The organism is Photobacterium sp. GSS17 (assembly GCF_028621875.1).
GTDB lineage: Bacteria > Pseudomonadota > Gammaproteobacteria > Enterobacterales > Vibrionaceae > Photobacterium > Photobacterium ganghwense.
Genome location: NZ_CP117517.1, coordinates 171,302 through 192,430 on the forward strand (window position 1 = coordinate 171,302; position 21,129 = coordinate 192,430).

Below are 21,129 nucleotides of genomic sequence, written 5' to 3' on the forward strand. Positions count from 1 at the left end.
CCTTAGTGCTTTCCTTCATGAAAGGCCCTGCTATTGCGGGGTTATTTTCGTCTATATTGAGACTAGTTACAGGTTGGTTGTATGAAAGCGAATGCCGAAAACCAAAGCAGCTCTAGCAGTATGGATGGCCTGAAGTGGGTCGCTGTATTTGCTTTGCTAGCTGCCGCTGTGGTTGGTAATTACCTGTACAGTGATGTTTCTGTAGTGTTGCGTGCTGCAGCAGTTGTTGTCCTGGTGGCAGCAGCTGGTGGTATTGCTGCACTTACAGCAAAAGGTAAAACCGCGATTGCGTTTGCCCGTGAATCGCGCATGGAAGTCCGCAAGGTAGTATGGCCTACTCGTCAGGAAGCTACGCAGACAACCTTTATCGTTTTAGCTGTCACTGTCATTATGGCGTTAGCCTTGTGGGGCATCGACGGCATCATGGTCCGTCTAGTCCGCCTAGTTACCGGTGTGTGAGGTAAGAGTTCATGAGCGAAGCTCCAAAAAAACGATGGTATGTCGTACAGGCCTTTTCGGGTTTTGAAGGGCGTGTAGCGCAATCCCTACGTGAGCATATCAAGATGCACGGTATGGAAGAGTACTTTGATGAAGTACTGGTTCCGACTGAAGAAGTTGTAGAAGTCCGTGCGGGCCAGCGTCGTAAGAGCGAACGTAAGTTCTTCCCTGGCTATGTGCTTGTACAGATGGTGATGAACGACGAGACATGGCACCTGGTACGTAGTATCCCTCGTGTTATGGGGTTCATCGGTGGTACTTCAGACCGCCCAGCACCGATCTCTGATAAAGAGGCAGATGCTATCCTTAACCGCCTAGAAAAAGCGAGCGAGTCACCAGTTCACAAGACTGTCTTTGAACCAGGTGAAGTTGTCCGTGTCACGGATGGTCCGTTTGCTGACTTCAACGGTGTGGTTGAAGAAGTTGACTACGATAAGAGCCGCGTGAAAGTGTCGGTTTCTATCTTCGGCCGTGCCACTCCGGTAGAACTGGAGTTTGGTCAGGTTGAGAAAGTTTGATCAATAAGTAATCAGATCGGCTTGTCAGGGGCGTGAAATTTGACTATAATTTCGCGCCCTTTCGTTAGACGGGGAGTCTATTTCAATATAGACGTTTGAACCCAAATTTAGGTAAATAGCAATGGCTAAAAAAGTAGAAGCTTACATCAAGCTGCAAGTTGCAGCTGGTATGGCAAACCCAAGTCCACCAGTTGGTCCAGCTCTGGGTCAGCACGGTGTGAACATCATGGAATTCTGTAAAGCGTTTAACGCTAAGACTGACTCTCTAGAGAAAGGTCTACCGACTCCAGTTGTTATCACTGTTTACAGTGACCGTTCTTTCACGTTCATCACTAAGACTCCACCTGCTGCAGTTCTGCTGAAGAAAGCTGCTGGTATCAAGTCTGGTTCTGGCCGTCCGAACACTGAGAAAGTTGGTACTGTTACTGACGCTCAGATCCAAGAGATCGCAGAAACTAAAGCTGCGGACATGACTGGTGCTGACATCGAAGCTCTGAAGCGTTCGATCGCTGGTACTGCACGTTCAATGGGTCTGGTGGTAGAGGGTTAAGACAATGGCAAAACTAACTAAGCGCATGCGCGTTATTCGTGAAAAAGTTGACGTTTCTCGCGAGTACGACATCAACGAAGCTGTTGCTCTGCTGAAAGAACTGGCTACTGCTAAATTCACTGAAAGCGTTGACGTTGCTGTTAACCTAGGCATCGATGCACGTAAATCAGACCAAAACGTTCGTGGCGCAACTGTACTGCCACACGGTACTGGTCGTGATATCCGCGTTGCAGTATTTACTCAGGGTGCAAACGCTGAAGCTGCTAAAGAAGCGGGCGCTGACCTGGTAGGTATGGAAGAACTGGCTGATCAAGTTAAGAAAGGCGAGATGAACTTCGACGTAGTTATCGCATCTCCAGATGCAATGCGCGTTGTAGGTCAGCTGGGTACTATTCTTGGTCCACGCGGTCTGATGCCAAACCCTAAAGTTGGTACTGTAACTCCTAACGTTGCTGAAGCGGTTAAGAACGCTAAAGCTGGTCAGGTTCGTTACCGTAACGACAAGAACGGCATCATCCACACTACTATCGGTAAAGTGGATTTCGACGCTGCGCAACTGAAAGAGAACCTAGAGTCTCTGCTGGTTGCACTGAAGAAAGCTAAGCCTTCTTCAGCTAAAGGTACTTTCATCAAGAAAGTAAGCATCTCTACCACTATGGGTGCAGGTGTAGCGCTAGACCAGAATTCTCTGGACACTAACGCGTAATAATTTGCAGAAGCGTCAGATTCGTGTATAATTTGGCGCTTCCGAATTCGTGGCTGAGGCTGTTGCTGCGGTAACGGCCTCCGTCAAAGACCGTAGGCGTTGTAACTGAAAAGTTCGACTTAATAATACCTACGTAGACGGTGCCAGAACATGATTGATGTATGTCTTTCTTGGATCTGCGCCGTATTAACTCTCCTGCCATAGTGGCAGTGAGTGGTGTACTGTTCGGGGTTAACCCGGCTTAAATCCAGGAGCAAATCCAATGGCATTGAACCTTCAAGACAAAAAAGCAATTGTTGCTGAAGTCAACGAAGCTGCCAATGGTGCCCTGTCTGCAGTTGTTGCTGACTCTCGTGGCGTTGCTGTTGCTGACATGACTACCCTACGTAAAAAAGCTCGTGAAGCGGGCGTTTACGTTAAAGTTGTGCGTAACACTCTAGCACGCCGTGCAGTAGAAGGTACGGATTACGAATGTCTGAAAGACGTTTTCGTTGGTCCTACTCTACTTGCGTTCTCTAATGAGCACCCTGGTGCTGCAGCGCGTCTTTTCAAAGACTTCGCTAAAGAGAACAAAAACTTTGAGATCAAAGCAGCTGCATTCGAAGGCGCTGTTGCTGACGTTGAAGTACTTGCGACTCTACCAACATACGACGAAGCGATTGCACGCCTGATGATGTGCATGAAAGAAGCGTCAGCTGGCAAGTTGGTACGTACTATCGCAGCTATTCGCGATCAGAAAGAAGAAGCAGCGGCTTAATTCGCCTTGCTTTTATCTGGTTGCTTTTTAAACTAATTGTTGACTTTAAAAGAGAATTGTTATGTCTATCACTAACGAGCAAATCCTAGACGCAGTTGCAGAAATGTCTGTAATGCAAGTTGTTGAACTGATCGAAGCAATGGAAGAGAAGTTCGGTGTTACTGCTGCAGCAGCAGTAGTAGCAGGCGGCGTAGCAGCTGAAGCTGCTGAAGAGCAAACTGAATTCGACGTAATCCTGACTTCTGCAGGCGCGAACAAAGTTGCTGTTATCAAAGCAGTACGTGGCGCAACTGGCCTGGGTCTGAAAGAAGCGAAAGCACTAGTAGACGGCGCTCCAGCACCTCTGAAAGAAGGTGTTGATAAAGCTGAAGCTGACGCTCTGAAAGCTCAACTAGAAGAAGCTGGTGCTTCTGTTGAAGTTAAGTAATAATTACTTAATTTCTTAGCCTGAAAAGGCTAATGGCTGGTGGCTAATAGCCACCGGCCTTTTTGCGCTGTAGGGTAGTGGTGTTTTCACATTGTTTTGCACCCTCTCCCCATGCAAAAAGCAGTCCTGCTTTCCCAGAACTGCTCCTACAATAAACAGTGTTATTAGTCACTGCTCCTCGTGTTGAGCAGTTTGGATCACTTATCAGCGATCTGAGGAACCTATGGTTTACTCTTATACCGAGAAAAAGCGTATCCGTAAGGATTTTGGTAAGCGTCCACAAGTCCTGGATGTTCCATACTTGCTGTCGATCCAGCTTGAGTCTTTTGACAAGTTCATCGAGCAGGATCCTGAAGGGCATTACGGTCTAGAAGCTGCCTTTCGTTCTGTTTTTCCAATTCAGAGCTATAACGGCAATTCCGAGCTGCAATACGTTAGCTATCGTCTCGGTGAGCCGGTCTTCGATGTTAAAGAATGTCAGATTCGTGGCGTAACTTACTCAGCTCCACTGCGCGTGAAGCTGCGTTTGGTCATGTATGATAAAGACGCGCCTGCTGGCACTGTTAAAGACATCAAAGAACAAGAAGTTTACATGGGCGAAATTCCGCTCATGACAGATAACGGTACATTCGTTATTAACGGTACCGAGAGGGTTATCGTATCCCAGCTGCACCGTAGCCCGGGTGTCTTCTTCGACAGCGATAAGGGTAAGACCCACTCCTCAGGTAAAGTGCTTTATAACGCACGTGTGATTCCATACCGTGGTTCATGGTTGGATTTCGAATTCGATCCTAAGGATAGCCTCTTCGTACGTATCGACCGTCGTCGTAAGCTGCCTGCGTCTATCATCCTGCGTGCTCTGGGTTACACCACTGAGCAAATCCTTGACATGTTCTTCGAAAAGATCAAGTTCGAAGTTCAGGGCAAGTCACTGGTGATGGAACTGGTACCTGACCGTCTACGTGGTGAAACGGCAAGCTTTGACATCGAAGCGAACGGTAAAGTGTACGTTGAGCAGGGTCGTCGTATCACTGCACGTCACATCCGTCAGCTGACGAAAGACAACGTTGACCACATCGAAGTACCTGTTGAATACATTGTTGGCAAAATTTCTGCACGTGACTACGTGAACCAGGAAACGGGTGAGCTGATTGCTGCTGCGAACCAGGAACTAAGCCTGGAAACGCTGGCTCTGCTATCTCAGTCTGGCTACAAGTCACTGGAAGTTCTGTTTACGAACGATCTGGATTTCGGTCCGTACATGTCTGATACCCTGCGTATCGACAACTCGACTGACCGTCTGAGCGCGCTGGTAGAAATCTACCGCATGATGCGTCCTGGCGAGCCGCCAACGCGTGAAGCCGCTGAGCAACTGTTCGAAAGCCTGTTCTTCAGCGAAGAACGCTACGATCTGTCTGCTGTTGGTCGTATGAAGTTCAACAGCTCTCTGGGTCGTGAAGAAACAACGGGTCCGGGTACACTGGATCACGATGACATCATTGAAGTAATGCGTCGTCTGATCGATATCCGTAACGGTAAAGGTGAAGTTGATGACATCGACCACCTGGGTAACCGTCGTATCCGTTCTGTTGGTGAAATGGCTGAGAACCAGTTCCGTGTTGGTCTGGTACGTGTTGAGCGTGCAGTAAAAGAGCGCCTGAGCCTTGGTGATCTGGATGCAGTAATGCCTCAGGATCTGATCAACGCTAAGCCAATTTCTGCTGCAGTGAAAGAGTTCTTCGGCTCTTCTCAGCTGTCTCAGTTTATGGATCAGAACAACCCACTGTCAGAAGTTACTCACAAACGCCGTATCTCGGCGCTTGGTCCAGGTGGTCTGACTCGTGAGCGTGCAGGTTTTGAAGTTCGAGACGTTCACGCGACCCACTACGGTCGTCTGTGTCCAATCGAAACGCCTGAAGGTCCAAACATCGGTCTGATCAACTCACTGTCGGTATTTGCTCAGTGTAACCCATATGGTTTCCTGGAAACGCCATACCGTAAAGTAGTTGACGGCAAAGTAACTGAAGATATCGATTACCTGTCTGCGATCGAAGAAGGTCAGTACGTTATCGCGCAGGCTAACGCCGCGCTGAACGAAGACGGTTCTTTCGCTGACGAACTGATCACTGCTCGCCAGAAAGGTGAATCAGGTCTGCACCCACGCGATCACGTTCAGTACATGGACGTTGCAACCAACCAGGTTGTATCGGTGGCAGCATCCCTGATCCCATTCCTGGAACACGATGATGCTAACCGTGCCCTTATGGGGGCGAACATGCAGCGTCAGGCCGTACCAACTCTGCGTGCTGATAAGCCGCTGGTAGGTACAGGTATCGAGCGTAACGTAGCGGTAGACTCAGGTGTAACTGCAGTTGCCAAACGTGGTGGCCAGGTTCAGTCAGTAGATGCTTCTCGTATCGTTATTAAAGTTAACGAAGACGAGCTGGTACCTGGTGAAGCGGGTATCGATATCTACAACCTGACGAAGTACACCCGTTCTAACCAGAACACGTGTATCAACCAGCGTCCAACCGTAATGCCGGGTGAGCCGGTTGCACGTGGTGACGTACTGGCTGATGGCCCGTCGACTGACCTGGGTGAGCTGGCACTTGGCCAGAACATGCGCATCGCGTTCATGCCTTGGAACGGTTACAACTTCGAGGACTCCATCCTGGTGTCTGAGCGTGTTGTTCAGGAAGACCGCCTGACAACTATCCACATCCAAGAACTGTCTTGTGTGGCGCGTGATACTAAGCTGGGTGCTGAAGAAATCACTGCTGACATCCCGAACGTGGGTGAAGCGGCGCTTTCTAAACTGGACGAATCTGGCATCGTTTACATCGGTGCAGAAGTGAAGGGTGGCGACATCCTGGTTGGTAAAGTGACACCTAAAGGTGAAACTCAGCTGACTCCAGAAGAGAAACTGCTACGTGCGATCTTCGGTGAAAAAGCCTCTGACGTTAAAGACTCTTCACTGCGTGTACCAAACTCTGTGTCTGGTACGATCATCGACGTACAAGTCTTCACTCGCGATGGCGTAGAGAAAGACAAGCGTGCGCTTGAAATCGAAGAGATGCAGCTGAAAGAAGCGAAGAAAGACATCACAGAAGAGTTCCAGATCCTGGAAGGCGGTCTTCTGGCGCGTGTTCGTACTCTGCTGCTATCTGCTGGTTACAGTGAAGATAAACTGGTTTCAATGGACCGTGAGAGACTGTTCTCGCAGACTCTGGACGATGAAACCCTGCAAAACCAGCTGGAGCAGCTGGCTGAGCAGTACGACGAGCTGAAAGCTGAGTTCGATAAGAAGTTTGAAACCAAGCGCCGTAAGATCACTCAGGGTGATGACCTGGCACCGGGTGTCCTTAAGATTGTTAAGGTGTACCTGGCTGTTAAACGTCGTATCCAGCCTGGTGATAAGATGGCCGGTCGTCACGGTAACAAGGGTGTAATCTCGAAGATCTGCCCTGTTGAAGACATGCCGTACGATGAAAAAGGTCAGACTGTTGATATCGTACTGAACCCGCTGGGTGTACCGTCACGTATGAACATCGGTCAGATCCTGGAAACTCACCTGGGTCTGGCAGCAAAAGGTATCGGTGACAAGATCAACGAGATGCTGAAGCAGCAGCAGGAACTACATCAGTTCCGCAACTTCCTGCAGAAGGTCTACGATCTGGGTGATACTCGTCAGAAGGTCGATATTGCGGCACTGTCTGACGACGAAGTTCGTACTCTGATCCAGAACCTGCGTGCCGGTCTGCCGATTGCGACACCAGTATTTGATGGTGCACCGGAATCGTCTATCAAAGAGCTGCTGAAACTGGGTGATCTACCAGAATCTGGTCAGCTGACTCTGTTTGATGGCCGTACTGGTGACAAGTTTGAGCGTCCTGTAACTGTAGGTTACATGTACATGCTGAAACTGAACCACTTGGTTGATGACAAGATGCACGCCCGTTCTACCGGTTCTTACAGCCTAGTTACTCAGCAGCCGCTGGGTGGTAAAGCTCAGTTCGGTGGTCAGCGTTTCGGTGAGATGGAAGTGTGGGCGCTGGAAGCATACGGCGCAGCTTATACGCTTCAGGAAATGCTAACTGTTAAGTCGGATGACGTTAACGGTCGTACGAAGATGTATAAGAACATCGTCGACGGCGACCACCGTATGGAACCAGGTATGCCGGAATCGTTCAACGTATTGTTGAAAGAGATCCGCTCGTTGGGTATCAACATCGAGCTGGAAGACGAGTAAGACTGGGCAACCCCAGCTTAACAGTTAATCCGGTATAAATATGAAGGTGCCAGTTTGCTGCTGGCACCTTTATGGGTCAACTCCTCACAGGAGCCGAATGTGAAAGACTTACTTAAGTTTCTGAAAGCACAACACAAGACCGAAGAATTTGATGCAATCAAAATCGGTCTTGCTTCACCAGACATGATCCGTTCATGGTCTTTCGGTGAAGTGAAAAAACCAGAAACCATCAACTACCGTACCTTTAAGCCTGAGCGTGACGGTCTTTTCTGTGCACGTATCTTTGGCCCGGTAAAAGACTACGAGTGTCTTTGTGGTAAATACAAGCGCCTGAAGCACCGTGGTGTTATCTGTGAAAAATGTGGTGTAGAAGTTACTCAGACCAAAGTACGCCGTGAGCGTATGGGTCACATTGAGCTGGCTTCCCCTGTAGCCCACATCTGGTTCCTGAAGTCACTGCCATCCCGTATCGGTCTGCTTATGGACATGCCGCTGCGTGATATCGAACGTGTACTTTACTTCGAATCTTACGTTGTTATCGAACCAGGCATGACCAACCTTGAGCGTAGCCAGCTGCTGAGCGAAGAGCAGTACCTGGATGCGCTGGAAGAGTGGGGCGACGAGTTCGACGCGAAGATGGGTGCAGAAGCGGTTCAGGCACTGCTGGGCAACATGGACCTGAATGCCGAAATCGAGCTGATGCGTGAAGAGCTGGATGAAACCAACTCTGAAACCAAGCGTAAGAAACTGACCAAGCGTGTGAAGCTGGTCGAAGCATTCCTGCAGTCAGGCAACAACCCTGAGTGGATGATCCTGTCTGTTCTGCCAGTTCTGCCACCGGATCTACGTCCGCTGGTACCGCTGGACGGTGGCCGTTTCGCGACCTCGGATCTGAACGATCTGTACCGTCGTGTTATCAACCGTAACAACCGTCTGAAGCGTCTGTTGGATCTGGCTGCTCCTGATATCATCGTACGTAACGAAAAACGTATGCTTCAGGAGTCTGTTGATGCACTGCTTGATAACGGTCGTCGTGGTCGTGCGATCACTGGTTCTAACAAGCGTCCTCTGAAATCTTTGGCAGACATGATCAAAGGTAAACAGGGTCGTTTCCGTCAGAACCTGCTGGGTAAACGTGTAGACTACTCAGGCCGTTCGGTTATCACCGTAGGTCCATACCTGCGTCTGCATCAGTGTGGTCTTCCTAAGAAGATGGCACTGGAGCTGTTTAAGCCATTCATCTACGGCAAGCTGGAAACTCGTGGCCTAGCGACGACAATCAAAGCTGCTAAGAAGATGGTAGAGCGCGAAGAAGCGGTTGTTTGGGATATCCTGGACGAAGTGATTCGCGAACACCCAGTTATGCTGAACCGTGCACCAACACTGCACCGTCTGGGTATTCAGGCATTTGAACCAGTACTGATCGAAGGTAAAGCGATCCAGCTGCACCCACTGGTGTGTGCGGCCTATAACGCCGACTTCGATGGTGACCAGATGGCGGTACACGTACCTCTGACTCTGGAAGCACAGCTTGAAGCACGTGCGCTGATGATGTCTACCAACAACATCCTGTCGCCAGCGTCTGGTGATCCAATCATCGTACCTTCTCAGGACGTTGTACTGGGTCTGTACTACATGACGCGTGATAAGATCAACGCGAAGGGTGAAGGCATGTACCTGTCTGGTCCGGCTGAAGCTGAAAAAGCTTACCGTACCGGCAATGCTGAACTGCACTCACGTGTAAAAGTACGTATTACTCAGTACCTGAAAGACGAGCAGGGCAACCTGACTGAAGATACTCAGCTGGTTGATACGACTGTTGGTCGTGCGATGCTGTGGAAGATCGTACCAAAAGGTCTGCCATACAGCCTGGTGAATACTGAAGCGCTGGGTAAGAAGCAGATCTCTAAACTGCTGAACACCTGTTACCGTGAATTGGGCATGAAAGAGACTGTTATCTTTGCTGACCAAATCATGTACACAGGTTTTGCTTATGCTGCACTGTCTGGTGTGTCTGTTGGTATCGACGACATGGTTGTACCAGAAGCGAAATACACCAAGATCGCAGAAGCGGAAGCAGAAGTTGCTGAAATTCAGGAACAGTTCCAGTCTGGTCTGGTAACAGCTGGCGAACGTTACAACAAAGTTATCGATATCTGGGCAACAGCCAACGAGCAGGTTGCTAAGGCGATGATGGATAACCTGTCTTTCGACACAGTTATCAACCGTGACGGCGAAGAAGAACTGCAGAAATCGTTCAACAGCGTATACATGATGGCCGACTCGGGTGCGCGTGGTTCTGCCGCTCAGATCCGTCAGCTGGCTGGTATGCGTGGTCTGATGGCGAAGCCGGATGGCTCGATCATCGAAACCCCAATCACGGCGAACTTCCGTGAAGGTCTGAACGTACTTCAGTACTTTATCTCAACGCACGGTGCTCGTAAGGGTCTGGCGGATACGGCACTGAAGACAGCGAACTCCGGTTACCTGACTCGTCGTCTGGTAGACGTAGCGCAGGATGTGGTAATCACATCTGACGACTGTGGTACACACGGCGGCATTACTATGATGCCTCTGATCGAAGGTGGTGATGTTAAAGAACCACTGCGCGATCGCGTACTGGGTCGTGTTGTTGCTGAAGACGTGCTGAAGCCGGGTACTGAAGAAGTACTGGCACCACGTAACACACTGCTTGATGAAAAATGGTGTGACATCCTGGAAGCTAACTCTGTTGACCAGGTAAAAGTACGTTCTGTAGTAACTTGTGAGAACGACTTCGGTTGTTGTCGTAACTGTTACGGTCGTGACCTGGCTCGTGGTCACCTGGTTAACCAGGGTGAAGCGGTTGGTGTTGTGGCAGCACAGTCTATCGGTGAACCAGGTACACAGCTGACAATGCGTACGTTCCACATCGGTGGTGCGGCATCGGCAGCAGCAGCGGAAAACAGCATTCAGGTTAAGAACAGCGGTTCTCTGAAGCTGCAAAACGCGAAGTTCGTAACGAACAACGATGGCAAGCTGGTTATTACTTCTCGTGCATCTGAACTGACCGTAATCGATGAGTTCGGCCGTACGAAAGAGAACTACAAACTGCCATACGGTTCTCACCTGACTAAAGGTGACGGCGCTGAAGTGGCGGCGGGTGAAGTGGTTGCCAACTGGGACCCACACACCATGCCAATCATCACTGAAGTGGCGGGTCGTGTTCAGTTCGTTGACCTGATCGATGGTGTTACAGTTTCTCGCCAGACTGATGATCTGACTGGTTTGTCTATGATCACTATCCTGGACGCTGCTGAGCGTACTGGTGCTGGTAAAGACATGCGTCCGACCATTAAGCTGGTTGACGAAAACGGTGATCACGTGATGATCGCGGGTACTGAAATGCCTGCACAATACTTCCTGCCTGGTAAAGCGATTATCCAGCTGGAAGACGGTGCGATGGTAGGTATCGGTGATACGCTGGCACGTATTCCTCAGGCATCTGGCGGTACGAAAGATATCACCGGTGGTCTGCCACGAGTTGCTGACCTGTTCGAAGCGCGTAAGCCAAAAGAACCAGCAATCCTGGCTGAAATCACAGGTACCGTATCGTTCGGTAAAGAGACGAAAGGTAAGCGTCGTCTGATCATCACACCTGCGGAAGGTAATGCGTACGAAGAGATGGTGCCTAAGTGGCGTCAGCTGAACGTGTTCGAAGGTGAGAAGGTCGAGAAAGGTGACGTAATCGCCGATGGTCCAGAGTCTCCACACGATATCCTGCGTCTGCGTGGTGTTTACGCGGTAGCAGAATACATCGTGAACGAGGTTCAGGAAGTTTACCGACTACAGGGCGTTAAGATTAACGATAAGCACATCGAGACTATCATTCGTCAGATGCTGCGTAAGGTAACGATCCTGACTGCAGGTGAGTCTGAGTTCCTACCTGGTGAACAGGTTGAGTACTCTCGCGTGAACATTGCAAACCGTAAGCTGATTGCGGAAGGTAAAGTACCTGCAACGTTCGAACGTGACCTGCTGGGTATCACGAAAGCGTCTCTGGCAACCGAGTCGTTCATCTCTGCGGCGTCGTTCCAGGAAACAACCCGCGTTCTGACAGAAGCAGCGGTTTCTGGTAAGCGTGATGAGCTACGTGGTCTGAAAGAGAACGTAATCGTTGGTCGTCTGATCCCTGCTGGTACCGGTTTCGCGTACCATCAGCAGCGCCAGCGTCAGCGTGATTCTGAGCTGGAGCCAGTAGCACCTCAGGTAGATGCTGAACAAGCCTCTCAAGACCTGGCGGCATTGCTGAATGCTGGTCTGAGCGACGAAAACTAATCGCGATAGCGAATGCGAAAAGGGGCACCCATTGGGTGCCCCTTTTTTATTGCCGGTTTTCAGGACATCAGTGTCAGGAGGCTTCTGTGTGACGGGTGGCGTTCGAGGTTATCGACGATAAAAGCGATCTGCAGATTGAATTTGTTCGGGCAGCAATGCGCGCATAGCTGATAAGACAAGAAACGGAGGTTATCAACCGGCGGGAAGCGTCACGGGGATGCACAAGAGAGGTGGGTGAGTGTTGGAGAATAGATAACAGCAAACAACGGCAGGAAATTACAGCGCGTAAGCAGGATTACCAGCCTCAACGACAAGGCTGGTGGCATGAGGACAAAGCGAGCGGTATGTCGTTAGGCGCCCGGTGGGCAGGCCAGACTCTCGCTGATCAGTTCAATCAGACTGTCTTCCAGTGCAAAGCGCAGCTCCATCAATTCCCCGACCTCTGATAGATCTTGATCAAAGTCCGGCATTTCGTCGGCTTCATCAAACTCATCGTATTTTTCGGTGAAGTTCAGCAGCGGATCGGTGGTTTGCGTAATGCGGTGGTACAGGGTAGAAATATCTTCTGTTGGTGAGTAACCGATCGCATTCCAGCGCGCCATGACCATGTCATAGATTTTGAAGTGGCCTTCGGAGATGTAATCGACCAGTTCCTGGCTGAAGAGTTGAAGTTGCGATAAGGTAGGGAGCTGTCGGTTATTTTTCTCGAACGGCGGTAGTCCCGCCAGTTTACAGTAATCGATGAGCAGTTGTTGCCTCGACATCAGCCAGTGGTCAATCACGTCGCTGGTGCCACCCCATTGTTTTTGTACTTGCTCGAACTTACTTAACATGACCATGCCCTCATGATCTACAGTACCGGGACAGGGGTACTGGAAACAATTCCTGTTAATCTCTTTGAAAAGAGAACCTTGTATTACGGATTCATGTCCGTATTAAGTTTAGATTGCCAGTAAAAGCGATACCCTGCAAGGATGGATGTAACGTTAATGTTAAATCAAAAAGAAATAGCCTATTGGTGCATTATTAAAGATCGTAAGTTATTCCTTACAGATCAGGCTCTTCCCCAGATGTCTCGGGAAGCATTGGCACTCGATACCCAAGCCGCGCAAGAGATTGGCCGCTACCAGGGTAAAGCTGTGTACTGGCTGGAAGCGCCTGCCGGGATGCCGGATGACAGCTTTGACAGCCTGCGTGCACTGCTGCATGTCGATGGCGCTTTGTTCAACCTGGCCGGACGGGCAACCCAGCTGTCACATATGCTGCATACCCAGAAGTTTTGTAGCCACTGCGGCGGTGAATGCCGGCTCAGTGAAGGGGAACTGGCGATGCAGTGTCAGCAGTGTCAGACCCAGCATTACCCGCGTGTTTCACCCTGTGTGATCGTAGCGGTCAGGAAGGAAGAGAAAATCTTGCTGGCACAGCATCCGCGACACAAAACCGGCATGTATACCGTGATCGCTGGGTTTGTGGAAGCCGGAGAAACTCTGGAGCAGTGCGTGGCCCGGGAAGTGAAAGAAGAAACCGGGATTGAGGTAACCAACATCCGCTATGTCGGCAGTCAGCCGTGGGCGTTTCCGTCCAATCTGATGATGGGGTTTCTGGCTGATTACCAGAGCGGGGATCTCAAGCCGGATTACACGGAACTGAGTGATGCAATATGGGCCGGGTTGGATAACCTGCCTGAGCTGGCTCCACCCGGTACCATTGCCTACCACCTTATTCAGCGCACCTGCGAGGAGATTCGTCAGGGGAGATAGCAGGGCTTTTCCGGCACCGGCTTGGGTGTTCGGGGCCTTCCAATGGCCACGATGAGTTCAGAAAAATGTTGGTTTTGCCTCGATGACGTTATGGAATGTGGCCTTGGTGGTGCTAATCAAATGGGCGGCATAGTCCGGAGAAAGGGCGTGAAGCTGTCCTTTAGTTGCTTTGAACGAGGTGGACCACAGGCCGTCTTTGTAAGTACCGGTTTCCAGAAACTCAACCACAACTTTCAGATTCATAAATACCTCTTCGCTTTGCTGTAACAGTTTGTGCTGATGGAATTAACATTAGCAGTATTTGTGTGGCAAATCTGAAACATTAGTTTTGCAGAAAAGTGATACGTATTGGCATTCCCGTTCAGGCTGATGTGGGGAATAGGGTGTTATGGCATGCCGATTTTGGGGCGATAAATGCGTGGGGGAATGAGTGTGAATAATGCTGGTGGATATGATGATGGCAGCAGAGGTATCGGGGTTGTGCCGGAAAAAATAAAAAAACCCTCCGTCCGGAGGGATAAGGTGCAGTTATTTTGCCTTCTAAAAGCAAAATCATTGTTATTATTGCTAGCGCGCAGAATTTGTACCACGAGTCAGAATCCAGCCGCAATTATGTTGACTGGATTGTTGTTATAAACTTGATCCGGTTAACAATTGGCCCCTTTAGTTGCCTGCCTGTAATGTTACAATACGCCGCAGAATTTCATCATGGAGTCCCTAATGAGCGAATTAAAGAATGACCGCTATCTACGTGCTTTGTTGAAACAACCGGTCGACTGTACCCCGGTATGGATGATGCGCCAGGCTGGCCGTTATCTGCCTGAGTACCGTGCCACGCGTAGCGTAGCCGGCGACTTCATGTCACTTTGCAAAAATGCGGAGCTGGCCAGTGAGGTTACTCTACAGCCACTGCGTCGTTTCCCGTTGGATGCCGCTATCCTGTTCTCTGACATTCTGACGATTCCGGATGCGATGGGACTGGGGCTGTACTTCGAAGCTGGCGAAGGCCCGAAATTTGAGCGGCCGATTACCTGTAAAGCCGATGTCGATAAAATAGGCCTACCGGATCCGGAAGGCGAGCTGCAGTATGTGATGAATGCCGTTCGTCAGATCCGTAAAGACCTGCAAGGTGAAGTGCCGCTGATCGGTTTCTCCGGCAGCCCATGGACGCTGGCGACCTACATGGTTGAAGGCGGCAGCTCAAAAGCGTTCACCAAAATCAAAAAGATGATGTATGCCGATCCGGCGACCCTGCACGCGCTGCTGGATAAGTTGGCAGACAGCGTGACCGAATACCTGAATGCGCAAATCAAGGCTGGCGCACAGTCGGTGATGGTGTTTGATACATGGGGTGGTGTGCTGACGCCGCGTGATTACAACGAGTTTTCACTGCGCTATATGCACAAAATCGTGGATGGCCTGATCCGTGAAAATGAAGGCCGTCGTGTACCCGTCACCCTGTTTACCAAAAATGGCGGTATGTGGCTGGAGCAAATTGCGGCCACTGGCTGTGATGCGGTAGGTTTGGACTGGACCATTGATATCGCGGATGCCAAGCGCCGTGTCGGTGACAAAGTGGCGCTGCAGGGCAACATGGACCCGTCTATGCTGTATGCGCAACCTGAACGCATTCGTCAGGAAGTGGCCACGATTCTGGAAGGTTTCGGTCACGGCGGTACCGGCCATGTGTTCAATCTGGGCCACGGTATCCACCTGGATGTGCCGCCGGAAAATGCTGGTGTGTTTGTTGATGCGGTACACGAGCTGTCTAAGCCGTACCACAAGTAATCGGTGGTGTTTCGCGACCGAGGAATCCGGAAGTGTACCAAGCGCTGTCGCTCAGTGCTGAGCGGCCTGGCGTCGACAGATTGAGTGTTACATGAATGGAAAGCCCATGCAGGTGACTGCATGGGCTTTTTGTTTGCTGGAATCTATCCTTTGACTAACCCCAATTGCTGGTGGACATAGTCCCGGATATACGGCACGACCTCAGCTTCAAACCACGGGTTCTTTTTCAGCCACAAGGTATTGCGCGGAGAAGGATGGGGCATGGGAATGTAGCGCGGTGCCCACTGCTGCCATGCTTTTACCGTCTCGGTCAGGGTTTTGGGTTTATCGCTCAGATAGCGCTGCTGGGCATACTGGCCAACCAGCAGCGTCATCCCCACGTCCGGCAGCAACGGCCAGACCTGCGGATGCCACTGCGGGGCACATTCCGGGCGGGGTGGCAGGTCACCGGATTTGCCTTTGCCGGGGTAGCAGAGGCCCATCGGCATAATGGCGATTTGCGCCGGGTCGTAAAACGTCGCTCTGTCCAGTTCCAGCCACTGACGCAGACGGTCGCCACTGGGATCATTCCAGGGGATGCCGGTCTCATGCACCCGGGTACCGGGCGCCTGACCGACAATCATTAACTTCGCGCTGGCCGCGGCCTGAATAACCGGCCGGGGTCCCAGAGGGAGATGATCCTTGCAGATCTCGCAATGACGGATTTGATCCAGCAGGTTATCAAGTTGTTGTGTCTGGTGTGGTGCCTTGGGCATAAAGCCTCCGTCGCGAACGTAAACCTTGCTGTCAGTCAGCACGGTAACAGCATGAGCGCGTTTCAGTAACCGCGCTGAAAATCAATCTGGTAACACAGGGGGGAACCGGTGTGCCAACGGCGGTAATTGTCGGCAAAGATAGCCATGACCTGATCGGGAAAGCTCTCTGCCGCAATGTGCGGAGTCACCGTAATCTGCGGGTGGTGCCAGAACGGATGCGCCGCTGGCAGGGGTTCTTGCTTGAAGACGTCCAGTACCGCATGCGCCAGATGGTTGTGGGTGAGCGCCCATAACAGACTCTCTTCACACACCGCATTACCACGGCCTACGTTGAATAGCAGCGCCTCGCGACAATGCTGCAGGCTGTCCCGATTCAGCAGATCATTCGTCGCCGTTGTTGCGGGCAGGGTAGAAACCACGATATCTGCCTGTGGCAGGGCATCGGCAAGCCGCGATATCGGATAGATCGTCTCAAACGCATCCGGTGATTCTGACGGGGCGGTGCCGGATCGATTGACACCGATTGCCCTCAGACCCAGCGCCGTGGCGGCGTGTGCCAGGTGCTGTCCGATACTGCCGGTGCCGAGAATGACCATGACACGCCCGGCCAGACCACGGTAAGAATGAGGCTGCCATTGCGCATCGGCCTGCTGGCGCTGATACTGGCTGAAATGCCGGTAATGGCTGGCACTATACCCCAGAACATATTCGGTGATGAGTTGGCCGAAGCAGCCGCGGATATTGGTGAGCTGGTAGTCCTGGCGTTTATCCGGTTGGATCAGAGCGTCGATGCCGGCAAAGGTCGACTGCAACCATGCCAGAGCTGAAAAGCGCTCCAGTGTATGGGCAATCAGCGGGGGATCGGCCAGGATCACATTAGCCTCGGCGGGATCGTCGGTCAGGGTCAAATCCGGCAATCCCTGTTGTGCCAGCAGCGCGGTATAAGTGGCCTGCTGGCGGGAGATGATCATCAGCTTATTCATACTATTCCTTTTTCATCGTGGTGATCCCGCGTCCTTGTATTGCAGTGGTAGGGGGATACAAGTAAGATCCGGTGCAAATCACTACCGCAGATTATTCCATGCTTAAGAATCCAATTCAGCTTCGCTTAGAAAAACTCGAACCTTGGCAGCACATTACCTTTATGGTGTCGCTGTGTGAACGCATGTATCCGAATTATGCTTTTTTCTGTGCCGAAACCGATTTTGAGGACGGTCAGAAATACCACCTGATCCTGGACAGTATCTGGGAATCGCTGACGGTGAAGAACGCCAAGATTAATTTTGAGCGCCAGCTGGAAAAACTGGAAGAGCTGGTCCCTAATGCTGATGATTATGATCTGTATGCCGTCAACCCGGCGATTGATGCCTGCGCAGCGCTGGCGGATCTGCTGCATTGCTTGTTGGATCGTGATCTGATGTTGGAGCATGTGCTGAAAATCAGCGGCTTGTCCGTGGAAACCGTGGCGAACCTGGAAGAAGCACAATTGGGTGAAGCGATCACGGATGACAACCAAAAGCAAAATGAAGCGGTTTGTGCTGAGTGGGATATGCAGTGGGCGATTTTCCGTGCGCTGAAAGAGGCGGAAGGTCGTGACATTGAGCTGATCAAAGGGCTGCGTAAAGAGCTGCGTGAAGATCCGGTCAGTAATATCGGCATTGCCTTATAAGCGGCGACAGTCTCAGAAAAAGAGCCCCTGGGCTCTTTTTTTATGGCCATTTTTTACGGCGGTACAGGCTGTGGGTTTATACCGGTTGAGCCAGTCGTTATCATGTTGCTACATTGTTAAGTTGATAATGTTGCTTTTCTGCTTTAAAACTGGTCAATTATTCTTTTCATTGATTGCGTAGTAACTCAATCAACTTATTTTATTCGACGTCTTGCCATGCGCCCGTTCAGGCGTTTATAACAGGAAAGCACCGGGAAGATAACCTTCCTATTCTTTTACTGTCAGCCAGGATTGAGCATGTCTGTTGTCACCCATACAACTTGTTCGTTGCACCGCAGCCAGCGCGCTGTGGCCGCTAACCTGCTCCTCCTGCTCTCTCTGAAACTTATTCGGGGCTGACAGGCCGTACCATTTTTCTGTCAGCCGAGAAGTTGCTGGCAGAGTCACTCCCTATCTATCTCATGTTCTCTCCCTAGTAGCTTCCGGTCTGGCCATACAGAGGAAGACTATGTTAAGTGTACGTAACATCGCCGCGTTAGGCTTTATGACCTTTGCCATGTATCTGGGCGCAGGTAATCTGATTTTCCCTCCGTTTCTGGGTTACCAGGCGGGTGAGCACCTGTTTGAAGGTATGTCAGGCTTCCTGCTGAGCGGGGTCGGGCTGCCAGCGCTGGCACTGATTATAGTGGCTCTGGTACAGGGTTCGGATAACTTGACCGCGGTATTACCGCGTCCGCTGGCAACCAGCTTCTGGATCATGGTCTTCATTGTGATTGGCCCGGCGTTTGTGATCCCCCGCGCGATTACCGTCGCTTACCAGTTCAGCTTTGCACCGTTTGTGGGTGACGCAGCCCTGATACCGTTTTCGATCTTGTTCTGCCTCGCGACCGTGTTGTTTTCCCTGTATCCCGGCAAGCTGGTGGATACACTGGGTAAGTGGTTAACCCCGGCATTGCTGTCCATTCTTGTTGTGATGGCCGTTGTGGCGTGGTGGTTTCCGGCTGGCGCAATGGGCGAAGCGACCGGTCCTTACGTCAGTGGGGCGTTTGCGGAAGGTATCACCCAGGGCTACATGACGATGGATGCGCTGGGCTCGATTGGCTTTGGCTGGGTTATTTTCCGTGCGATTCAAAGCATGGGGGTCAGCTGCCCGAAAGCGACGGCCAAGTACACCCTGATGGCGGCGGTGATGTATGCGAGCGCGATGGCACTGGTTTATGTGTCGCTGGCTTATATTGGGGCAACCAGCGTCAGTTTCAGCACGGAGTTCACCAACGGCGGTGAGATCCTGACGGCTTTCACCACTCATCATTTTGGTGTATTCGGCACGATGTTGCTAGGTGTGGTGATGGTGCTGGCCTGCCTGACTACGGCGATCGGCGTGACAACGGCCGGCAGTGAGTTTTACAGCCGGACGTTCCATAAGGTGTCTTACCGTGGCAGTGTGTGGGTCACAATGCTGGTGGCGGCTCTGGTGGCCAACATTGGGTTGGATCAATTGCTGGCGATTACTTTGCCGGCGGTGGTCGCGTTGCATCCGGTGGCGATTGCTTTGCTGATGATCGCGCCGTTGCGCCGAGTCCTGGCGACATCAGGGGTACTGGCCACGGTGGCCACTGCACTGGTGTTCGGAGGTATGGATGCGCTGCACATTCTGGGCAGCATGCCGGAAGCTATGGATGCAGTGTTGAGCCGTGAGTTGCCGCTGTACGGCTATTATGCCGGCTGGATTGTTCCGACTGTCGCTGTGCTGGCAGTCAGCGGGTTGCTGGGGTTGTTGAGCGGGCAGCGCGTGTCGGACGCGGTGGCGGAGCGCTAAGGCTAGCCTTAGCGCGCCACGATACTGATAATTTACCAATAACCACAGACACAAATAACAGAAAAGGGCCATCAGGCCCCTTTCGTTATTTGTATCTGTGGTTTGTTGTTTTACCTACTCGTCATCTTTGCTCTCAATGACGCCGTGCAGTTTCTTCCATTTTTCCCAGCGCTGGTAGGCCAGTTGCTGCATGTCGGTGTTTTTGTCGGCTTCATCCACAATCTCTTCGCCGACCAGATGCTCGAAAATGTCTTCCATTGTGACCAGTCCCTGTACCGTGCCGTATTCATCCACGACCAGCACCAGCTGCGAGCGTTCTTTCATCAGTTGCTCAAACGCTTTTGGCACGCTGGCGGTATTCATGATGACCGGAATCGGGCGCATCAGGGTGCCCAGTTCATTTTGTCCACGACCGGCCTGGCTTTCGGCAAACAGCTCCAGGCGGTGGACAAAGCCCAGAATGTTATCGCTCTGCTCGCTGTAAACCAGCGGACGTGAGAACGGGCTGTCTTTATGCTGGGACAGAAACTCATTGATCGGCTGTTCGGCATCGACCCGGAACAGTACCGGCCGCGGCGTCATGATTTTGGTGACGCTGACATCCCGGAACTGGAGCAGGTTGGTCATAATTTTAGACTCGCCCTCTTCCAGCTCGCCGGACTCTTTGGCCAGCATGGCCATGGCAGACAGCTCATCGCGCAGTTTCGGTGCTTCGTGACCGCGGGACAGGCGACGGGTAATTTGCTCGGACACCCAGACAAACGGCGTCAGTGCCCATACCATCCAGCGCAGAATCGACGCACTGGCCGGTGCCAGCTGACGCCAGTAGGTGGCACCGATGGTTTTTGGAATGATTTCCGAGAACAGCAGGATCCCGATAGTCAGTACGCCGGAGAATACGCCCAGCCACTGGCTGCCAAACACGACGGCGGCCTGGGCACCGGCAGTAGCAGCACCAATGGTGTGAGCAATGGTGTTTAACGTCAGAATAGAGGCCAGCGGGCGGTCGATATTTTCTTTCAAAGCCGCCAGGCGAGGAGCGGCGGGATGTTCTTGCTGGCGCAGAGTGCCTATATAACTCGGCGAAATACTCAGTAACACGGCTTCCAGTACTGAGCAGATAAACGAAACACCAATCGCAATTGCGACGTAAATCGTAAGGAGAATCATGCTTACCTTATTAGCTAAATAACGTGAATGCCTATATTAATCGGTGCTGAGGCGAATAAATACAACTATTTCCAAGCACGCTGAGAAGGCATTTTGTGAACTTGCGCTCAGTTTATGGTTAAAGAGCCCGCACCTAAGCACATGAT

Annotated in this window: 17 protein-coding genes; 12 read left to right on the forward strand and 5 right to left on the reverse strand. The window is 51.4% G+C overall.

Features of this window, described 5'->3' with window-relative positions:
• Positions 1-81 precede the first annotated feature (81 nt).
• From secE to rpoC, 8 genes are all read left to right on the forward strand, one after another.
• The gene (gene secE, locus PGW97_RS00830) at positions 82-459 is read left to right on the forward strand and encodes a preprotein translocase subunit SecE (RefSeq protein WP_047885297.1); all 378 of its coding nucleotides are present in this window, start codon (positions 82-84) and stop codon (positions 457-459) included.
• 11 nt (positions 460-470) lie between these two features.
• Positions 471-1,016: a transcription termination/antitermination protein NusG gene (nusG, locus tag PGW97_RS00835; protein WP_047885296.1), complete on the forward strand. Its 546-nt coding sequence runs from the start codon at positions 471-473 to the stop codon at positions 1,014-1,016.
• A gap of 121 nt (positions 1,017-1,137) precedes the next feature.
• Entirely contained in the window at positions 1,138-1,566 is a 429-nt protein-coding gene (rplK, locus tag PGW97_RS00840; RefSeq protein ID WP_047885295.1) for a 50S ribosomal protein L11, read from the forward strand.
• Between the two features lie 4 nt (positions 1,567-1,570).
• Complete coding sequence (gene rplA / locus PGW97_RS00845) at positions 1,571-2,272, forward strand: 50S ribosomal protein L1 (protein ID WP_047885294.1); 702 nt, start codon at positions 1,571-1,573, stop codon at positions 2,270-2,272.
• 262 nt (positions 2,273-2,534) lie between these two features.
• A complete protein-coding gene (rplJ, locus tag PGW97_RS00850; protein ID WP_047885293.1) occupies positions 2,535-3,029 on the forward strand; it encodes a 50S ribosomal protein L10 in 495 nt (164 codons plus the stop codon).
• Between the two features lie 61 nt (positions 3,030-3,090).
• Complete coding sequence (gene rplL, locus PGW97_RS00855; protein WP_047885292.1) at positions 3,091-3,456, forward strand: 50S ribosomal protein L7/L12; 366 nt, start codon at positions 3,091-3,093, stop codon at positions 3,454-3,456.
• A gap of 223 nt (positions 3,457-3,679) precedes the next feature.
• Positions 3,680-7,705, forward strand: a complete 4,026-nt coding sequence (rpoB, locus tag PGW97_RS00860) for a DNA-directed RNA polymerase subunit beta (protein WP_273858150.1) — start codon at positions 3,680-3,682, stop codon at positions 7,703-7,705.
• A 99-nt stretch (positions 7,706-7,804) separates the two neighbouring features.
• Complete coding sequence (rpoC, locus tag PGW97_RS00865) at positions 7,805-12,022, forward strand: DNA-directed RNA polymerase subunit beta' (protein WP_047885307.1); 4,218 nt, start codon at positions 7,805-7,807, stop codon at positions 12,020-12,022.
• A gap of 350 nt (positions 12,023-12,372) precedes the next feature.
• Here rpoC and PGW97_RS00870 read toward each other — a convergent pair whose 3' ends face one another.
• Positions 12,373-12,855, reverse strand: a complete 483-nt coding sequence (locus PGW97_RS00870) for an Rsd/AlgQ family anti-sigma factor (protein WP_047885306.1) — start codon at positions 12,853-12,855, stop codon at positions 12,373-12,375.
• Positions 12,856-13,011: 156 nt separating this feature from the next.
• Between PGW97_RS00870 and nudC the strand changes: the two genes are divergently transcribed.
• Complete coding sequence (nudC, locus tag PGW97_RS00875) at positions 13,012-13,782, forward strand: NAD(+) diphosphatase (protein WP_047885290.1); 771 nt, start codon at positions 13,012-13,014, stop codon at positions 13,780-13,782.
• Positions 13,783-13,839: 57 nt separating this feature from the next.
• Here the strand turns inward: nudC and PGW97_RS00880 are convergent, their stop codons facing one another.
• Entirely contained in the window at positions 13,840-14,025 is a 186-nt protein-coding gene (locus PGW97_RS00880; RefSeq protein WP_309225231.1) for a hypothetical protein, read from the reverse strand.
• A gap of 477 nt (positions 14,026-14,502) precedes the next feature.
• Here PGW97_RS00880 and hemE point away from each other — a divergent pair, with 477 nt between their 5' ends.
• Positions 14,503-15,570: a uroporphyrinogen decarboxylase gene (gene hemE / locus PGW97_RS00885; RefSeq protein ID WP_047885289.1), complete on the forward strand. Its 1,068-nt coding sequence runs from the start codon at positions 14,503-14,505 to the stop codon at positions 15,568-15,570.
• Between the two features lie 143 nt (positions 15,571-15,713).
• Here the strand turns inward: hemE and PGW97_RS00890 are convergent, their stop codons facing one another.
• Both PGW97_RS00890 and PGW97_RS00895 read right to left on the reverse strand, forming a co-directional pair.
• On the reverse strand, positions 15,714-16,325 hold the full coding sequence (locus PGW97_RS00890; protein WP_273858152.1) for a uracil-DNA glycosylase family protein: 612 nt from the start codon (positions 16,323-16,325) through the stop codon (positions 15,714-15,716).
• A gap of 62 nt (positions 16,326-16,387) precedes the next feature.
• Positions 16,388-17,308, reverse strand: coding sequence for a D-2-hydroxyacid dehydrogenase (locus tag PGW97_RS00895; protein ID WP_207103384.1), 921 nt, complete (start codon positions 17,306-17,308; stop codon positions 16,388-16,390).
• Between the two features lie 98 nt (positions 17,309-17,406).
• Between PGW97_RS00895 and PGW97_RS00900 the strand changes: the two genes are divergently transcribed.
• Positions 17,407-17,994, forward strand: coding sequence for a YjaG family protein (locus tag PGW97_RS00900; RefSeq protein ID WP_047885286.1), 588 nt, complete (start codon positions 17,407-17,409; stop codon positions 17,992-17,994).
• 508 nt (positions 17,995-18,502) lie between these two features.
• Positions 18,503-19,813: a branched-chain amino acid transport system II carrier protein gene (gene brnQ / locus PGW97_RS00905; protein ID WP_273858153.1), complete on the forward strand. Its 1,311-nt coding sequence runs from the start codon at positions 18,503-18,505 to the stop codon at positions 19,811-19,813.
• Between the two features lie 114 nt (positions 19,814-19,927).
• Here the strand turns inward: brnQ and PGW97_RS00910 are convergent, their stop codons facing one another.
• Positions 19,928-20,983, reverse strand: coding sequence for a CNNM domain-containing protein (locus PGW97_RS00910; protein ID WP_047885284.1), 1,056 nt, complete (start codon positions 20,981-20,983; stop codon positions 19,928-19,930).
• Between the last annotated feature and the right edge of the window lie 146 nt (positions 20,984-21,129).